20 protein-coding genes are annotated in these 17,468 nt (G+C 44.0%); 2 read left to right on the top strand and 18 right to left on the bottom strand.

Annotated features, from left to right (window positions below):
- Window positions 1-38: 38 nt before the first annotated feature.
- Window positions 39-1,268 carry a phosphoglycerate dehydrogenase gene (gene serA, locus B6K83_RS01265; RefSeq protein WP_085282454.1) on the top strand — a complete coding sequence of 410 codons (1,230 nt, stop codon included), beginning with the start codon at window positions 39-41 and terminating at the stop codon, window positions 1,266-1,268.
- Between the two features lie 207 nt (window positions 1,269-1,475).
- Here serA and B6K83_RS01260 read toward each other — a convergent pair whose 3' ends face one another.
- The 4 genes from B6K83_RS01260 to ribH are packed head-to-tail and all read right to left on the bottom strand — an operon-like array spanning window position 1,476 to window position 3,854.
- Window positions 1,476-1,946 carry a phosphatidylglycerophosphatase A family protein gene (locus tag B6K83_RS01260; protein ID WP_085282452.1) on the bottom strand — a complete coding sequence of 157 codons (471 nt, stop codon included), beginning with the start codon at window positions 1,944-1,946 and terminating at the stop codon, window positions 1,476-1,478.
- Window positions 1,947-1,948: 2 nt separating this feature from the next.
- The gene (thiL, locus tag B6K83_RS01255; RefSeq protein ID WP_085282450.1) at window positions 1,949-2,929 is read right to left on the bottom strand and encodes a thiamine-phosphate kinase; all 981 of its coding nucleotides are present in this window, start codon (window positions 2,927-2,929) and stop codon (window positions 1,949-1,951) included.
- A gap of 31 nt (window positions 2,930-2,960) precedes the next feature.
- A complete protein-coding gene (gene nusB, locus B6K83_RS01250; protein WP_085282448.1) occupies window positions 2,961-3,377 on the bottom strand; it encodes a transcription antitermination factor NusB in 417 nt (138 codons plus the stop codon).
- A gap of 12 nt (window positions 3,378-3,389) precedes the next feature.
- Entirely contained in the window at window positions 3,390-3,854 is a 465-nt protein-coding gene (gene ribH / locus B6K83_RS01245; RefSeq protein WP_085282446.1) for a 6,7-dimethyl-8-ribityllumazine synthase, read from the bottom strand.
- Between the two features lie 215 nt (window positions 3,855-4,069).
- Between ribH and B6K83_RS01240 the strand changes: the two genes are divergently transcribed.
- Window positions 4,070-4,378, top strand: a complete 309-nt coding sequence (locus tag B6K83_RS01240; protein WP_085282444.1) for a DUF6170 family protein — start codon at window positions 4,070-4,072, stop codon at window positions 4,376-4,378.
- A 66-nt stretch (window positions 4,379-4,444) separates the two neighbouring features.
- Here B6K83_RS01240 and B6K83_RS01235 read toward each other — a convergent pair whose 3' ends face one another.
- From B6K83_RS01235 to flhF, 14 genes are all read right to left on the bottom strand, one after another.
- A complete protein-coding gene (locus B6K83_RS01235; RefSeq protein ID WP_233143768.1) occupies window positions 4,445-5,254 on the bottom strand; it encodes an MlaA family lipoprotein in 810 nt (269 codons plus the stop codon).
- 147 nt (window positions 5,255-5,401) lie between these two features.
- On the bottom strand, window positions 5,402-5,869 hold the full coding sequence (locus B6K83_RS01230; RefSeq protein ID WP_085282440.1) for a DUF2802 domain-containing protein: 468 nt from the start codon (window positions 5,867-5,869) through the stop codon (window positions 5,402-5,404).
- Between the two features lie 49 nt (window positions 5,870-5,918).
- Window positions 5,919-6,413 (bottom strand): chemotaxis protein CheW, encoded by a 495-nt coding sequence (locus B6K83_RS01225; RefSeq protein ID WP_085282438.1) that lies wholly within the window; start codon window positions 6,411-6,413, stop codon window positions 5,919-5,921.
- Between the two features lie 76 nt (window positions 6,414-6,489).
- On the bottom strand, window positions 6,490-7,308 hold the full coding sequence (locus B6K83_RS01220; protein ID WP_233143767.1) for a chemotaxis protein CheW: 819 nt from the start codon (window positions 7,306-7,308) through the stop codon (window positions 6,490-6,492).
- Between the two features lie 4 nt (window positions 7,309-7,312).
- Window positions 7,313-8,080: a ParA family protein gene (locus B6K83_RS01215; RefSeq protein ID WP_085282436.1), complete on the bottom strand. Its 768-nt coding sequence runs from the start codon at window positions 8,078-8,080 to the stop codon at window positions 7,313-7,315.
- 9 nt (window positions 8,081-8,089) lie between these two features.
- Window positions 8,090-9,091, bottom strand: coding sequence for a flagellar motor protein MotB (locus B6K83_RS01210; protein ID WP_085282434.1), 1,002 nt, complete (start codon window positions 9,089-9,091; stop codon window positions 8,090-8,092).
- Complete coding sequence (locus B6K83_RS01205; RefSeq protein ID WP_085282432.1) at window positions 9,088-9,837, bottom strand: flagellar motor protein; 750 nt, start codon at window positions 9,835-9,837, stop codon at window positions 9,088-9,090. Before B6K83_RS01205 ends, B6K83_RS01210 begins: the two co-directional genes overlap by 4 nt.
- Complete coding sequence (locus B6K83_RS01200) at window positions 9,830-10,951, bottom strand: protein-glutamate methylesterase/protein-glutamine glutaminase (RefSeq protein WP_085282430.1); 1,122 nt, start codon at window positions 10,949-10,951, stop codon at window positions 9,830-9,832. The genes B6K83_RS01205 and B6K83_RS01200 overlap by 8 nt, the downstream gene beginning before the upstream one ends.
- Before the next feature lie 12 nt (window positions 10,952-10,963).
- On the bottom strand, window positions 10,964-13,093 hold the full coding sequence (locus B6K83_RS01195; protein WP_085282428.1) for a chemotaxis protein CheA: 2,130 nt from the start codon (window positions 13,091-13,093) through the stop codon (window positions 10,964-10,966).
- Between the two features lie 13 nt (window positions 13,094-13,106).
- The gene (locus B6K83_RS01190; protein WP_085282426.1) at window positions 13,107-13,850 is read right to left on the bottom strand and encodes a protein phosphatase CheZ; all 744 of its coding nucleotides are present in this window, start codon (window positions 13,848-13,850) and stop codon (window positions 13,107-13,109) included.
- A gap of 30 nt (window positions 13,851-13,880) precedes the next feature.
- A complete protein-coding gene (cheY, locus tag B6K83_RS01185; RefSeq protein WP_085282424.1) occupies window positions 13,881-14,264 on the bottom strand; it encodes a chemotaxis response regulator CheY in 384 nt (127 codons plus the stop codon).
- Between the two features lie 50 nt (window positions 14,265-14,314).
- A complete protein-coding gene (locus B6K83_RS01180; RefSeq protein WP_085282422.1) occupies window positions 14,315-15,028 on the bottom strand; it encodes an RNA polymerase sigma factor FliA in 714 nt (237 codons plus the stop codon).
- 21 nt (window positions 15,029-15,049) lie between these two features.
- Window positions 15,050-15,892, bottom strand: a complete 843-nt coding sequence (locus B6K83_RS01175) for a MinD/ParA family protein (protein WP_085282420.1) — start codon at window positions 15,890-15,892, stop codon at window positions 15,050-15,052.
- Between the two features lie 44 nt (window positions 15,893-15,936).
- A complete protein-coding gene (gene flhF, locus B6K83_RS01170; RefSeq protein WP_085282418.1) occupies window positions 15,937-17,454 on the bottom strand; it encodes a flagellar biosynthesis protein FlhF in 1,518 nt (505 codons plus the stop codon).
- Window positions 17,455-17,468 lie beyond the last annotated feature (14 nt).

The raw sequence follows: 17,468 nt of genomic DNA, 5'->3' as shown, positions 1-17,468 counted from the left end.
CATCTAAAGCGTTTTTTATCAAGAGAAGTTAAATAACCATGAGCCACAATTCATTAGCGAAAGACAAAATTAAGATCCTACTGCTAGAAGGTGTGCACCAAAGCGCGCTTGAAGAGTTAAAAGCCAAAGGCTATTCCAATATTGAGTATCTTAAAACCTCACTAACTGAAGCTGAGTTAATTGCGAAAATTAGCGATGTTCACTTTATTGGTATTCGTTCTCGCACCGACTTAAATAAAAAGGTGCTAAGCCATGCCAAAAAGCTAGTGGCGATTGGTTGTTTTTGTATCGGCACTAACCAAGTGGATAAAGCCGCAGCACAAGCGTTTGGTATTCCGGTATTTAACGCGCCATTTTCAAATACCCGTTCGGTTGCCGAGTTAGTGTTAGGAGAAACCTTATTACTATTGCGCGGCATTCCAGAAAAAAGTGCCCTTGCCCATCGCGGCGTGTGGAATAAGTCAGCGCTTGGCTCAGTAGAAGCGCGTGGTAAAACCTTAGGTATTATTGGCTATGGCCACATTGGCACACAATTAGGCATTTTAGCGGAAACCTTAGGCATGAAAGTGCGATTTTTTGATATTGAAACTAAGTTACCACTTGGTAATGCCAGCCAAGCACCAAGCATGACAGCACTGTTAAAAGAAGCCGATGTGATCAGCTTGCATGTGCCAGAAACACCGCAAACCAAGAACATGATGGGCGCGGCAGAGTTTGAAGTAATGAAAGATGGCGTTATTTTTATCAACGCCTCGCGCGGCACTGTGGTTGATATTGACGCCTTAGCTGATGCCTTAGCGAATAAAAAAGTAGCAGGCGCTGCCATTGATGTCTTCCCTGTTGAGCCCAAAGGCAACGACGAAGAGTTTATCAGCCCATTACGCGCTTTTGACAATGTGATTTTAACCCCGCACATTGGTGGCAGCACTAAAGAAGCACAAGAGAATATTGGCCTAGAAGTGGCCAGTAAGCTGGCAAAATACTCTGATAATGGCTCAACCTTATCTGCGGTTAACTTTCCTGAAGTATCTTTACCTGAGCATGTTGGCACTAGCCGTTTGTTGCACATTCACCGCAACCAGCCTGGGGTGTTAACCAAAATTAACCAAATGTTTGCCGAGCATAACATCAACATAGCCGCGCAATACCTACAAACCGCTGAGCAAATTGGTTATGTGGTAATTGATATTGAAGCCGAAAGCCGTGAATTAGCATTAAAAGAGTTAAAGCAAATTGATGCTACGATTCGCGTACGTCTTTTACACTAAAGACCAAAAAAATTAGCTTTAAGTTATAAGCCGTCAGTAACAACAAGTGCAAATCAGTACCATGCAGATGGGTTTATGGGGTTGCTGATAGCTTTAAACTGACAGCTTACAGCTTGGGTTTAGGCTTACAGCTGTGATTTTGGTGTTTTATTGACAGCTTCAAACTGACAGCTTAAAGCTTACAGCTTGAATTTTGGGTTTTAGCTGTCAGTAAAAAATCACCATCATGATCGCCCAGGCGACGATACCGGCAACAATGTCATCTAACATAATGCCTAAGCCGCCGTGGCAGTTTTTATCAAAGAAAGATATTGGCCAAGGCTTTAAAATATCGAAAAATCGAAACAGCAAAAAACCGAGTAACAGCGATTGCCAGCTAAGTGGTATTAAAAACATAGTGATTAATAAGCCAACCACTTCATCCCAGACGATTGCGCCATGATCCGGCACACCAACATCCGCAGCGGCTTTACCGCAAATATAAATACCTGCAACGCTCATCAGTACCAGCAATAATAGATAGATGCTTGGTGTTAGTGGCGCCATCAGCAAAAGTAAAGGTATTGCGGCTAAAGTGCCAAATGTACCCGGTGCTTTTGGTGCCAAACCACTACCAAAGCCTAAGGCTAGGAAGTGAATAGGATCAGACAAGCGAAAGTTTGCCGTCGACTTACTCATGCTTAGTCTTTACTGTTTTGATTATTAGCAAAGTGCTCATAGCTTTTCGCATTGATTGACACTGACTTGCTATTTAAGGTTGTGCTGATTTTTTCACTGCCATTGATTTGACCAATGCAAGTGATGATATTACCCGTATTGGCTAACGCGGTTTCCATGCCAACACGGTTATTTTCGGAAACAGTAAACAGCAACTCATAGTCATCGCCGCCCGCCAAGGCTAACTCGTAGGCTTGTTCAGTACCTACTGTCTCGCGTAGGGCGTTAGAGGTAGGTAAGTCTTCTAACACGATATTGGCGCCAACCTTTGACGCTTTGCAAATATGACCAATATCAGCAATTAAGCCGTCGGATAAATCAATTGCGGCAGTTGCATATTCTCGCAACGCTTGCCCTGCCAGCACGCGTGGCTTAGGAAAGTCTAAACTTTTGCGCACATCATCAAGAAACTCATCTGCTACCACGACTTCGCCAAAAACATGTTTAAGCGCTAACGCGGCATCACCGATCTCACCTGTTACATAAATCCAATCGCCGGATTTCGCACCAGAGCGCGTTAGGTGACGATCTTTAGGGATCAAACCTTGCGCTGTTACGGTAATACTTAATGGTCCGCGCGTGGTGTCACCACCGATGAGCTGCACATTATAAAATTCGCACAGCTCAAATACGCCTTGGCAAAACGCTTCAATCCACGCCAGATCTGCTTCTGGCATAGTGATCGCCAGTGATATCCAGGTTGGCTCGGCGCCCATTGCGGCAAGATCTGAAAGGTTTACGGCAATGGCCTTATGACCAATGGCACGGGCACTAGTGCCTTCAGGAAAATGCACACCAGCCACTAAGGTATCAGTGGCGATGGCAATATTTTGTCGCTCTGAAGGGCTAACAATGGCGCAGTCATCGCCAATACCAATCACCACATCTTTGCGCTTAATCACTTGCTCAGTAAAGTAGCGCCTGATTAATTCAAACTCTTTCATATTACCACCCAATTTTACCAGCCAATATTGATTATTCGTTCGGACGTTCTAACTTAACCACTTTATCTAAGACACCATTAACAAATTTGTGGCTATCATCGGCCGCAAATGCTTTGGCTAATTCTATGGCTTCGTTAATAATGACGCGGTAAGGGACCTCTTGACAATCTGCTAACTCATAAACTGCCACGCGTAAAATGGCTTTCTCTACCTGGTCAATATCCGCAAGCGGTCGGTCAACATGGGGTGATATTTTTTCATCGAGGCTACCAATTCGGGTTGATACACCACGAAATAACTGTTGAAAATAAGCAATATCAAAACGACGTGCGCTATTTTCTTGCAAGAAATTGCTTTCAATTTCCGCGACATTATTTTGACTTAATTGCCAAGAATATACCGCTTGCACTGCCAACTCTCTGGCTTTTCTTCTAGGTGATGGTTTCACAAATATATCCTGTTATAACTTGTCGAGCACATTAACCATTTCTAACGCGCTTAAGGCGGCTTCAGCACCTTTATTACCTACTTTGAGGCCAGCACGGTCAATTGCTTGTTCTATGGTATCTGTGGTAATTACCCCAAAGGCTACGGGTAAGGTATATTCCATGGCAACTTGTGCTAAGCCTTTGTTACATTCGCCAGCAACAAAATCAAAGTGAGGAGTACCACCACGAATCACGGCGCCAATAGCAATAATGCCGTCAAAGCCACCTTTAGCGGCGATTTTTTTTGCGGCTACTGGTAACTCATACGCGCCAGGCACACGAATAACAGTAATGTCGCTATCGGCAACATTGCCTTGGCGTTTAAGCGCATCAACTGCACCTTCAAGTAAACTTTCAACCACAAAACTATTAAAACGGGCTACGACAATGGCAAATTTTTTGCCGGTTGCATCAAAGTTAGCTTCTATGACGTTCATTTAAAAATCACCTACTGATAAAAATTGCCGCAATTCTAGCAAATTGCGCGCGACTGAGGAACTCGTTTTCAAAAATATATCTGATCTGCGGTATGAATTTTAATCAATACTCAGTGTTGATCTTATTTGTAGCCGCTTTTTACTTGGTGGCATAGCTGTCGTTTGTTTTGTATTATAGCGCTATTATTCATTGTTGAGCTGAGTGCCTACGCCTTATGACCATTTACTTTTCTTCCAATAAAATACCTGCTTTACAGGACTTTAGCTTACATCAGCGCCAAGCAATTTTAGCCTTAGCACAAGCAAAACTTACCGCGCCGGAAAAACTGGTGTTAAATATTATAAAGTTGCTGATGCTGATCCCGCCGTTTCTTTTTATTGCCAATTTGCAAGGCATGGCGATGTTAGTGTCTGTGGCTGTGGTTTTGCTGGCTTATTTTTTCTTATTGCGCCCTATCATGCTGTTCTTTTCATTAAAATACCTAGATAAAGCGATAGCGCAATACCAAAAGAGCGAACCTTAGTTCGCTCTTTTTCATCACTTCTTAATGGTAGTGATCGATTATTTACATGTTTAGTACTGGGCTCGCTTATTCTATTTCTAGCCCATCAAGCTCTTCTAAGTAGGCATCAATGTCTTCTTCTTCTGATGCGTCCACTTCGATGGGTGGGTTACCATCGTAAACTTTGTAACGCATATTTTGAAAGTAAGCATTTTTGACAAACTCATATGGGTCAATCGAGTCTTTTAAGATCGCTTCTTGATCAGCAAAGGCTGCACGGGTTTCCATACCTATAATGCCTGCGCGCAGTAAGTTTGGCCAAAAATCAATAATAGCTAGCGGCCAATAGTAGCGGTCAACATAGTCACCTACCTCTTCACGCACTGAAGATGGCCCGAGTGCCGGCACCATTAAATAGGGTCCGTCACCTACACCATAACTGCCCAGCACTTCGCCAAACTCTTCTTGTTGGCGGCTCCAACCAAAATCATCAGCGGGATCAAAAAAGCCTAACAAGCCGATGGTTGAGTTTAGTACAAAACGACCGGTTGATTTGGCGGCGTCACTGAACTTTGCTTGCAACAAGTGGTTGATGATCGTTGACGGCTCATTCAGGTTGAGTGCCATATTATACACCCCAGTGCGCAGCGGCGTTGGCATGTATTTCACATAACCTTGAGATGCTGGTTTTAGCACATACTTGTCGGCATAATCCCAAGTAAAAGTCCAAAAGGGTCGGTTAATGGCTTCGAAGGGATCTTTGGGATCTGATAGCCCTTGTTGGGCTGACGGGGTTGAAGAACAAGCTGAGATCACCAGCGCGAACAGCAGCGTTAATAATAATTTATATTGCACTAAAACGTTTCGGTTTAGTGTCATCGGGAGATTTTGCTTCACTGGAGCATCCTTGTGTTATACCAACGGATTTATTTACCTGCCGTGCGATGCTTTATATTACGAATAGACACACAACATTTGTTCATGACCGACAGTTTATCACGGTCGCTAATTATCTGGCATTAACTTTTGCGATATTATCAGGGGTTATTTGGACGCTTTTTGTCGGTGAATAGCGAGTAACATTTCTGCTTCGGCGCGCGGAATATCGCATTCTCGCATGATTTCTGCAATATCAGCCCCTAACTCTACCAATTTTTGCGCGCGGCTATATAGTTTGTCTTCAGGCTGTTGTTGCAGGTGTTGCTCTATGCTTTGCAGTTGTGCGGTAAATTGTGTTTGCGCGACTTTTATACGATGCTCTAATTGCTTACTAACTTGTTCGTTTTCTAGCTGCGAGGCACTGTTGCTCGCTTGTAGTTGCTCAAGTTGTGCTTGGCTTTCGCTAAGTAAGCTTTGCAGTTCAACCAGCTGTATTTCTTGAACTGATAGCTTTTGCTGTAATTGTTCAATTTGCTGACTAAAGCGGTTTTTTAACGCTAATAATAACATAGCCACCAGCATCACTATGGCAAATGCGATTAAGCTGATCAAGTTGGCGGGAATACTGTCCATAATTAACTTATTGTCTTAGCGTTAAAAACCGGCTTGTGTTGGTTTTATATTAAAATTGCTTTAACTCATCCCATTCGACATCGGTGAGGAGTTTATCTAAGTCGACTAAAATCAGTAATTCACCGTCTCGGTTGGAAACACCTTGAATATATTTGGCACTTTCATCATTACCAACGTTAGGGGCAATATCAATTTCGGAGCTTTTTAAATACACGACTTCGGCAACGCTATCGACTAATATCCCGATCACTTGTGTTTCGGCTTCGATGATAACAATGCGCGTGTTATCGGTTAGCTCAGCAGATGGCATACCAAAGCGCGCACGCGTATCAATAACGGTGACCACATTACCACGCAGGTTAATAATCCCTAATACATAAGCTGGCGCGCCGGGTACGGGGGCGATTTCAGTGTAGCGCAGTATTTCTTGTACCTGCATAACATTGATGCCATAGGTTTCATTATCGAGCTTAAAGGTTACCCTTTGCACTACTTCGTCGTTAGTATTTTCATTTTCACTCGTATTACGTCTTGTATCAGACATAGCAAAGGCCTCTTTAAATTTATTCTTTCAATATGACTAGCATACTTGTCTTTTGAGTATACTGGCAAGTTTCATTTCAGCAATTATGCTTGGCGTTTACGCCTTTTTCTAACAAGGCTATCAATGACTTAACATCTAGCAATGCGCACATACGATTTTTCACCAGTCCAGCCAGCCAAGGCCGTTTGCTGGCCGAGTCTAACCATTTTACTTCATCTTGTTTCAGCGTTACCGTATCCACTAGGTTTTCTGCGCTCAAGCCCCAAAGCGAATCGCTGAGCAGTATGACGTATTGATAATTAAGCTGGGCAAGTAGTTTGTCATCACATTTTTCCGGCATGACCCAACGGGCGCTATCAACCACATTAATTTTGTTTTCACGATTAAGCATCACGCCTTTAAACCAATCTGGCTTACCCATAAGTGGCGTAGCTTGCTGATAACTGACAATACCACCTAATTCAATTAAAGGCACTGCTATCATTAAACCGGCCACTTCAAAAAACATGGCTTGAAAATCACCTTGGCGATAGCTGCGCTGTTTAAGCTGGCTAAATCCGCCTTGGCTTTTTCGGGTTTTCAACTCGGTTTGTTCGGCCGAGGTCACTGCTGTTGTGCTGACTTTTGCTGTCGTTTGTTTGGCAACGCGCTGTTTTGCTTTTGCTTGCGCTGGTGTTTGCGTTAACTGTGTTGAGCTGGCAGGTTTGACAATAGTCTTGGGCTCAGCTTGTTGTTTTTCAACTTGTAAAACACTAGCGCTGGCTAATAATTTGTCCAGCGGTTTCTGCTCTGCCGCTTTTAGTGCGGTTGTTTGAGGCTCACTGGCTTCTTCGGTTAGCAGTTCTGACAAGTATGTCTGCATTAATTGTTTACTTGCCGCTAATGACTTTGACATAAACTTAATTTCTCAACTGTATTAAATGGCTCAGTAAGTTTCGATACGCGATAACACCGCGCGTGCTGGCGGCGTAATCTGACGGCACTTTTTGCGCGACACTGGCATTACGAAAATTGGTATCGATGGGAATAACACCTGGCCATACGGCATCGCCGTATAACTCTTTTAGTTTACGATAGGTTAATATCGATGCCTTAGTGCGTTTATCAAACATAGTTGGCACTATGGTATATTGAAACAACGCACTGTGCTCGCCTTGCATTATCTCTAAGGTTTTCATCATGCGATCTAAACCTTTTAGCGCCAAAAATTCAGTTTGTACGGGCACGATAATCCTATCACATGCCGCTAAGGCATTCACCATCAACACGCCTAATATCGGCGGACAGTCAATTAACACATAGTCATATTCGTCTGCGATAGCGCGCATTGCTTTTTTCAGGACTAAGCCCATGCCGCCTTTATTTCCCAGCGCGCGATCTAAGGTAGCCAGCCCCATGGTAGCCGGTAGAATGTCTATGGTGGGATAATGTGTTGGACACAAACTTTGTAATATTTGTTCTTTAGTCGAGACTTGTAAAAACAAATCATACACACTGAGCTCTAAATCTTCTGACTCAATACCAAAATAGTAGCTTAATGAAGCGTGTGGGTCGGTATCGACCAATAAAACACGCTGGCCCTGTTCCGCTAATAGCCCAGCTAATGCTATGGTTGATGTGGTTTTGCCAACGCCACCTTTTTGATTTGCAATGGTCCAAATTACCACGTTGTTTTCCTACTGTTCATTTGCTTTAGCTTTCGGCAGGTTCGCCTCTTCATTATGGTTATTTTCTTCGGCTCGGGTTGTAATACGAATACCACCATTGTCGAGGCGAATGATACGAATTTCTCCGTCTTCCTCATCATCGCTACTAATATTTTTAATTGCTTCAACATCTTTGACTGATATGGTTGGCGTGGTCAATAAATTGGCTTTCTCTATGCCATATTTTGATAATGCAATTACCACGCGTCGGTTTTTTGCCCGACCTGTGTCTGTGTTGTTATCGGCGCTGGGGTAATATTGACCATAACCTTCAATCGCCATACGCGCTGGGTTAATATTGAGGGTTTCTAAAACCCGTAAAATAGCGGTGGCTCGAAAGACAGATAACTCCCAATTCGACGAATAAATTTCGGTATCTATGGCCTGATTATCGGTATAGCCGCGAATTCGAATGTAATTACTGGCATCACCGATGACCTCGGATATCGCTGCCAGAATATCTTTTGCCGCATTAGTGGCCGATGACGAACCGCTGGGGAATAATAAGGCGCTATTTAATTCAATTTCTAGCCAGTCACCATCAACTTGTAATTGCGCGTACCCCGACTCTACCAAGTCATATAGGGCGCTATGTAATTCTTTTTCTAGTGAAGTTAACGTGGTGCCTACTTGGGCATGAGAAACATTAGACAGTGTTACTGCGCCAGCGACTAACTCTGGGCCTGCTTCTGCTAAAATACCGTCACCGAATAAACGTTTATTGGTTTTTGCACTATTAACTGGCAGAATATCATCACCATGGCCTCGGTTTTTAACCGCTTTTTCATTAGCCTGAAAAACCCGCCCAATCGACTCGGTTGCGGTTTCAAATGGCGCTTCATCAACCATCGCCATGGCATAAAGCACCACAAATAGCGCGAAAAGTAGTGTCATATAGTCGGCATAAGAAACTAGCCAACGTTCAACGTTGTCATGCTCTACTGAGTGACGTCTAGCCCGTAAGCGGTTCATTGCTCTAACCGAAACGCCGACAGTTTATTTTCAATAGCGTGTGGATTTTCTGCTAACGCAATGGCAACTAAGCCTTCAGTCATCATTTCGCGGTACATGGTTTGCTGATGAACAATCGCCTTAATTTTATTGGCGATAGGTAAATAAATTAGGTTAGCAAAGCCAACACCATAGATGGTGGCAACAAAAGCGGTGGCAATACCTTGCCCTAATAGTTCAGGATCGGCTAAATTTGACAAGGCATGGATCAAGCCCAAAACTGCCCCTAAAATGCCAATCGTTGGGCTGTAGCCCCCCATAGATTCAAAAACATGAGCCGAGCGTAAATTGTGCTCTCGGTATAAATCTAAATCTAATTCGAGCGAGACCCGTAAGTTGTCTACCTCAGCGCCATCAACCAATAAATTTAAACCTTTATTGACGAAAAAGTCGTGCTGTTCTTCTTCTGCGATATGCTCTAACGCTAGAAACCCTGACTCTCGCGCTTTTTCCGCCCATTGCACAATAGCGTTGATGCCTTGTTCAACATCATATTTAGGTGTGAAAAATAGCCATTTAAGTAAGCTGATGGCATGTAAAAACTGGCTTGACGATGACTGCAACATCACCGCGCCTAACGTGCCACCAAAGACAATGATAAATGCCGGTAGCTCCAACAATGAGCCAATAGCGCCACCATCAATAACAAAGCCTAAACAAATCGCTAATAAGGCAATAATTAAGCCCGAGATACTCAGTTTATCCATGCTGTATTTCCTTAAGAATCGCAGCGGGAATGCTTTCAAGTGCTAATGACAGTTCTGATATTCCAGCAAGGGCTACCGCTTGTGGCATGCCATAAACAACACAAGACGCTTCGTCTTGTGCCCAAATGGTGGCACCTTTACTTTTTAACAAGCGACAGCCTTCACGACCATCAGCGCCCATGCCGGTGAGTATTACCCCGAGCACTTGACCGCCAAATACTTTTGCTGCAGAGCCAAAACTTACATCTACACTGGGTTTAAAGGCAATCCGCTGTGAATTGTCTTCCAGTATTCTTAATTTTGCTGCATTTTCTGTACCATCAATGACCATTTGTTTGCCACCAGGTGCTAAATAGGCACAACCTGGGGTTAACACATCACCCGACTGAGCCTGTTTGACCTCTATTTGACATTGAGTATTTAAGCGGTTGGCAAATGCCAAGGTAAAAGCGGCAGGCATATGCTGTACCATGACAATCGGCAATGGAAAGTCTTTCGGCAATTGACTGAGTATTTTTTGTAATGCCACGGGTCCCCCCGTTGAGGTACCAATTGCCAGTAACTTGTAGGCTTTGCCTGAGCTGGTTATGTTAACGTTGACTGGGGTGGTGACGTGACTGGTGGCTGCAGTATTGTTGGTAACAGCAAGTTTTTTTGCCTTGGCTGCGACTTGCGCACGCGAGCGGTAGGACGATATTTTAGTGTGCTTTAACGGTTTTTTACGCGCTAATTCAAGCACTCGTTGTCGCAATAAACTGCCAGCATCGGCTGTGGTTTTGGCGATTTCAGTAAACTTTTTCGGTAAAAAGTCTAATGCGCCGGCATCAAGTGCTTCTAGCGTTGCTTTTGCGCCGGCATGGGTTAATGATGAGAACATAATAATGGCAGTCGGCGCTTTCGCCATGATCTGCTTTACGGCATCAATGCCATTAAGCAATGGCATTTCAATATCCATAGTGATCACATCAGGTTGCAAGCTGATGGCTTTTTCGACTGCATCTAGGCCATTAACAGCAACATCAATCACCTCAAGCTTAGGATCACTGTTGAGGATATCCGTTACTCGGCGTCGAAAAAAACTGGAGTCATCAACCACCAATACTTTAAAGGACATCTATGCTCTCTTTTATGAACGCAGTTTTTTATTCACTATCGATTTCTTGGCATAATATTTCAGCATACTAGGCACATCAATAATAAGTGCAATGCCACCGTCACTGGTGATGGTGGCGCCTGCCATACCTGGCGTGCCATGTAACAATCGATCTAAAGGTTTTATCACCACTTCTTCTTGGCCGATCAGGCTATCAACCACAAAACCAATTTGTTGATTACCTAATTGCACAATCACCACATGACCACGATCACGCGGCTTATCTTGATAGTCTTTAGCTAGCCATTGATCGAGGTAAAATAGCGGGATGGCTTTCTCACGCACGATAATAGTTAGCTGGCCATCAACCAAATTGGTTTTTGTTAAGTCAAGATGAAATATTTCATTAACTGTTGCTAGCGGCAGCGCAAACGTTTGCTTGCCTATCATCACCATTAGCGTTGGTAATATTGCCAAGGTTAATGGCACTTTAATTTCTAATATCGTGCCAACACCCATTTCAGAGTCAATGCTGACGGTGCCGTTTAGCTGGGTAATTTTAGTTTTGACAACATCCATGCCGACACCACGACCAGAAACCTCTGAAATTTCTGTTTTCGTTGAAAACCCTGGCGCAAAAATCAAACTAAAGGCTTCTTTATCCGGCATGCGCGCGGCGGCGTCAGCGTCTAAAACTCCGCGCTCGATAGCAATGGCTTTTAGTTTTTCAGCGTTCATGCCCGCGCCGTCATCACGAATGGTGAGTAGTATATGGTCGCCTTCTTGCGAAGCCGATAACACGACGACACCCTCACGGGCTTTGCCTGCTGCTTCCCGCGTGTCTGGGTCTTCTATGCCGTGGTCCACTGAGTTACGCACTAAATGCACTAATGGATCGGCTAATGCCTCTACCAGGTTTTTATCTAAGTCAGTGTCTTCGCCCTCTAGGATGAGTTTAATCTCTTTATTCAGGCTACGCGCTAAGTCGCGCACAACACGAGGAAAGCGGCCAAAGACTTTCTTAATCGGTTGCATGCGCGTTTTCATAACGGCGCCCTGCAAATCTGTAGTAACAGCATCTAAATTAGACACTGCCTTGGTCAATTCTTCGTCTTCTTTGGTCATACCTAAGCTGGTCAGGCGATTTCGCACTAACACTAGTTCACCCACCATGTTCATGATTTGATCAAGTCGTTTAGTATCAACTCTAACCGTGGTTTCAGCTTGTGGAGCTTTGGCTGCTGGTGCAGCTGCACCGTCGTTGCTAACAGTTGCAGGTTTTGGCGCTGGCTTAACCGCTTTTGCCGGTGTTACTGCGGTGACCGGCGCTGCAGCTGGCGTTGGCGTTGCTTTAGCTGGTTCACTAACGGGGGCAACTTTCGGGCCTTGACCTTTGCCGTGTAATTCATCTAATAGTGCTTCAAACTCATCATCGTTAATTTCATCTGATGAGCTAGCCGGTGCAGGTGCATTATGGCTTGTTGCAACCGCAGGCGAAAATGTCCCTTGACCATGCAGCTCGTCAAGCAATGATTCAAACTCATCGTCGCTAATATCGTTGTTGTTAGCATCAGCGGCTGGCGAGGCGCTAGGCGCCGGTGGTGTGCTAACCGAGGCTGACGGTGCACCACCACCATGTAATTCATCTAATAAGCGCTCAAATTCATCTTCTGACATTTCATCGTCAGCGTTATTCTCTTCAAGGTTAACATCTGGCTTAGGCGCAACACCTTGCTGTGCGGGCGGCTGTTCGGGGCTACTGCTTTCTTGTCCTTCGGGCTCAGATAGGCGATGCAACTCAGCTAATAGCGCTGGGTCGGCACTGCTCAGTGGCGCGCGGTTTTGCACTTGTGCAAACATTTCATTGATGGTGTCAAGCGCTTGTAATATGACATCCATTAACGATGATGTGACCGCGCGTTGCTGATTTCTTAAGGTATCAAATACATTTTCTGCGCCATGACAGGCATCGACTAATTCAGTCAGAGATAGAAAACCTGCGCCGCCTTTTACGGTATGAAAACCTCTAAAAATCGCGTTGAGCAAATCAGCATTATCCGGGTCATTTTCAAGCTCGACTAATTGCTCTGATAAGGTCTCGAGTATTTCGCCTGCTTCGATTAAAAAATCCTGGAGAATTTCTTCATCCTGTTCAAATGACATTAAGTAACTCCTATTAAAACCCTAAGCTAGACAACAAGTCGTCGACATCGTCTTGATCGGAAACAACGTCACTGCGACTTTTGCTATTCATGATTGGGCCTTCGACTAAGTTTTCACCTACTTTTGGCAATGGGTTGGTTTTTTCTGGCTCTGATTCCATACCAAATGCGGTTAGCATGTTTATCAGACTATCTTCAACCTCTCGCACTAAGTCGATAACTTTACGGATAACTTGACCGGTAAGGTCTTGGAAATCTTGCGCCATTAACACATCCGTCATTAAGCGATGAATTTGATTAGATTCTTGCTCGGTGGTCGTTAACAGGCTGTCAATATCTCGACATAAGGTTTTAAACTCATTGACGTCAAGCTCATTATGCATAAGTTTATGCCATAACGGTTTAACTGTGCCGATTTGTTGCTGAAGTCTGTCGATGACAGGAAAGATCGCTTCAACCGCATCCATGGTTTTATTGGCGGCTTCTTCGGTGCGACTAATGACAAAATTCAATCTTTCTTTAGCATCTGGAATATCTGCGGTTGCTAAGTCATTCAAGCGCGAGTCCAGTTGGAAATTATTTAATGAGTCGTGTAACTGCCGTGTTAGTTTACCGATTTCAGCAAATAAGGCACTATTGATCGGACTTTGAATTTCAGCGATGAGCTCATTGGCTTTCTCTTGTTGATCCGTTTCAATGTATTCAACTAAAAGTTTCGCTTGCTCTAAAGAAACATGGACACTAGTTATTGTTTTCATATGACGTCCTTGCGTAACACAACTTGGTGGTTAACCAAGACGCTCAAAGATTTTATCTAGCTTGGTATTTAACGTTGCTGCGGTAAAAGGTTTGACAATATAGCCATTAACCCCGGCTTGGGCTGCCATGACGATTTGTTCTTTTTTCGCCTCTGCAGTCACCATTAACACCGGAATATGTGCTAGTTTTTCATCCGCTCTGATCGCTTTGAGTAAATCAATACCTTGCATGCCCGGCATATTCCAGTCGGTAACGACAAAATCAAAGTCTCCGTCTTTGAGCATAGGTAATGCTGTGCTGCCATCATCTGCTTCTGAGATATTGGTAAACCCTAAGTCACGCAACAAGTTTTTGATTATTCGTCTCATTGTTGAAAAATCATCAACAACAAGTACTTTCATATTTTTATCCAAGGCACCCTCCGGTGAGAACAATTAAAATTCTAACAATACGGTTATTCTACTTAACTTTGCCACGATTGCATACGCGCTTTTAATCTGTGCATAGCTTGACTATGTATTTGACTAACCCGTGATTCACTGACATCAAGTACTTGACCTATCTCTCTTAAGTTAAGTTCTTCATCATAATACAAAGACAGTACTAAAGCTTCGCGCTCGGGTAAAGAGGAAATGCATTCTGCCAATGCTTTTTTAAAAATATCACGCTCAATTTCTAGATATGGCTCGTCTTGCTCAAGTTGTTGCGATACATCAAGCACGTCTTCACTAACACCTAGGTCTTCAATACCCAGTATTTTACCTGCGCTGACTTCATTGAGCATTTGGTGGTAGTCGTTTATGGAGATCGCGAGTTTATCTGCCACTTCACTATCGCTGACATCGCGACCGTGCTCGGCTTCTAAACTTTTTATCGCGCCGCTGATCAAGCGACTGTTTTTATGCACTGAGCGGGGAACCCAATCACCACGACGAATTTCATCAAGCATAGCGCCGCGAATTCTAATACCAGCAAAAGTTTCAAAACTTGCGCCCTTGCTATTATCAAAATTATTTGCCGCTTCAAGTAGGCCGATCATGCCAGACTGAATAAGATCGTCAACAATAACACTTGCGGGTAACCGGGCCAGTAAATGATAGGCAATACGTTTAACTAATACTGTGTGTTGTTCCAACAAAGCCGTTTTGTCAACACTATAAGTTTGTACTTTTACCACTATAGCTCACTTGTTTGTCGGTTAGTTTTCTATCAGTTGCTCTATAAAAAATTCTAAATGACCTGATGCTTGCGCGGGGATAGGCCAACTGACAATGTTTTTGGCTAAGACTTGAAATGCTTTTGCCGCCGGTGAATCTGGAAAGGCGTCGACAATCGCTTGTTGTTTTCTGACCGATTTTCGAATGTTCTCATCAAAAGGGATAATCGCGACTAACTCTAGGGCGACGTCTAAAAACCGATCCGTTACTTTTGAAAGTTTTGCAAATAACTGCTGCCCTTCTTTACTGGTGCGAACCATGTTGGCAACCACTTTAAATTTGAATAAGCCATGATCGCGGCTCAGCAGTTTCATCAAGGCATAACAGTCTGTTATTGATGTTGGTTCGTCACAAACCACTAACAACACATCTTGTGAAGCACGACAAAAGCTCAGTACCATATCTGAGATGCCGGCTGCGGTATCGACGATTAAAATGTCAAATTGCTTTTGCATGTCGCTAAAGGCACGAATTAAGCCAGCATGTTCAGCAGGGGTTAAGTCAACCATGGACTGTGTACCAGAAGTCGCTGGAATGATATTTATACCGGCTGGGCCGTCAATGATAATATCATCAAGCTCACATTCTCCCGATAAGACGTGAGAAAGGTTACGTTGTACTCGTAGTCCGAGCATCACATCAACATTTGCTAAACCTAAATCGGCGTCGAGTACCAAAACGCGTTTGCCTAACTTTGCTAAAGAGATTGCGGTATTTAACGTGACGTTAGTTTTACCCACTCCCCCTTTACCACCAGAAACGGCTATCACTTTAATTTGTTGTGAATCCTGCATTTTTCTTAAGCCACTCGCTTGATCTATCATCTATTTACTTGCTCTCTATCACCAGATTTCTTGCGCTTAAACGCCTATAGCGCCATGGCTGTTTTCGGTATGCGCCAAGAAACGCTTGCTGCTGGTTGCGACTTAGTTGCCATTTTATCTGCAAGCCTAACTAATTTTTCAGCATTTGCAACCTTAATATCTTCTGGAACCCTTTGTCCATCAGTTAGATAGCCAATGGGCAGGCCATTTTGCAACGATGTGCTAAGAATTTCGCCAATACTTAAGCTTTCATCTAGCTTAGTATAAATGCAGCCCGCTAACGGAATACGTTTAAATCGCTCGACATTTTCTTGCATTACTCGCTGTTGGGTATTAGCTGATAACACTAAATAATTACGAATTCTAACACGGGCATTGGCAATTAAGGTAGTCAAATGCTCGGTTAAGCGCATATCCCGTTGGCCCATGCCTGCGGTGTCGATTAGGATCAATTTCTTTTCACTAAATTGTGCCAATAAATGGTCAAGCTCTTGGTCATCGTTAGCTAGTTTAACTTGGCAACCGATAATACGCCCGTAAGTTGCCAACTGCTCAAAGCCAGCTATACGGTAACTATCCGTGGAGATCAAAACAACTTGCTCTGCGCCATGCGCTTGGGCAAATCGTGCCGCCAGCTTTGCAATGGTGGTGGTTTTACCGACACCAGTTGGCCCAACAAGTGAGACAACCCCACCACGCTGAATGATATCGTTATTGGTGGTGTTTAGTTGTTGGGCGATTAAGTCTTTCGCATGTTGCCAGGCATCTTGCTCTTGGCAATTCATCGGGATATAACCGGCGATTTGGTCCGCCATAACTTCATTTAATCCTAACGCCATCAGTTTGTTAACGATAACCGCGCGCATCGGATCTTTTTGCGCCATATCTTGCCACATTAAGCCCGACATTTGATGCTCTAATAATTGACGAATGGACGACATTTCTTTTTGCATCGCCGCAAATTCGCCATGACTTATGTTATTTTCTGCAACCTGCGCCTGTGGCTCTCTTTGGCTAGCCGCACCATAATATCCCTTATTGCTCGCTAACGGCTCAGTGCCTGGCATGGGATCATTGCTATTGGTTTGCTCTAGGCGGGCAGTAAAGTTTTTAAACTGTTGCTCTATATCATCTTGCTCTGCCTGTGTATCTGCAGTCGCGGCTGTTGGCGCTTGCTGCTGAGAATGCGCATGCTCGATTTGGCTATTAAACGCCTGCGTCGCTGGGGCTTTATCGTAACCATTTTGTTGCACTTGACGATTCAATAATGCCGCTAAACTATCGGCAGGTGCTGGCGCTGACTGTGCCGTTGTTGTGGTATGACTTAATGATACGGTATCTTCTACAACGTCGCTGCGATCTGCTGGCGCTACCGTTTCGGCGTTGGCTACTGACGCTGCTGATTTTTCAGCAACATTTTGGCTATAGTCTACCGCAGCCATCAGTTCGACACCCTCAGCAATTTTTTTATTTGACATAATAACCGCATCGGCACCTAACTCTTCTTTAATTTGCGCCAATGCTGTTCTCATATCTTTTGCTACGTAACGTCTAATTTTCATAGCCAACCCCTTAT

Origin of the sequence: Colwellia chukchiensis (assembly GCF_002104455.1) — a bacterium.
Classification (GTDB): Bacteria; Pseudomonadota; Gammaproteobacteria; order Enterobacterales; family Alteromonadaceae; genus Cognaticolwellia; species Cognaticolwellia chukchiensis.
Note: the sequence above shows the minus strand (reverse complement) of the source record. Positions and strands in the feature narration are given on the sequence as shown.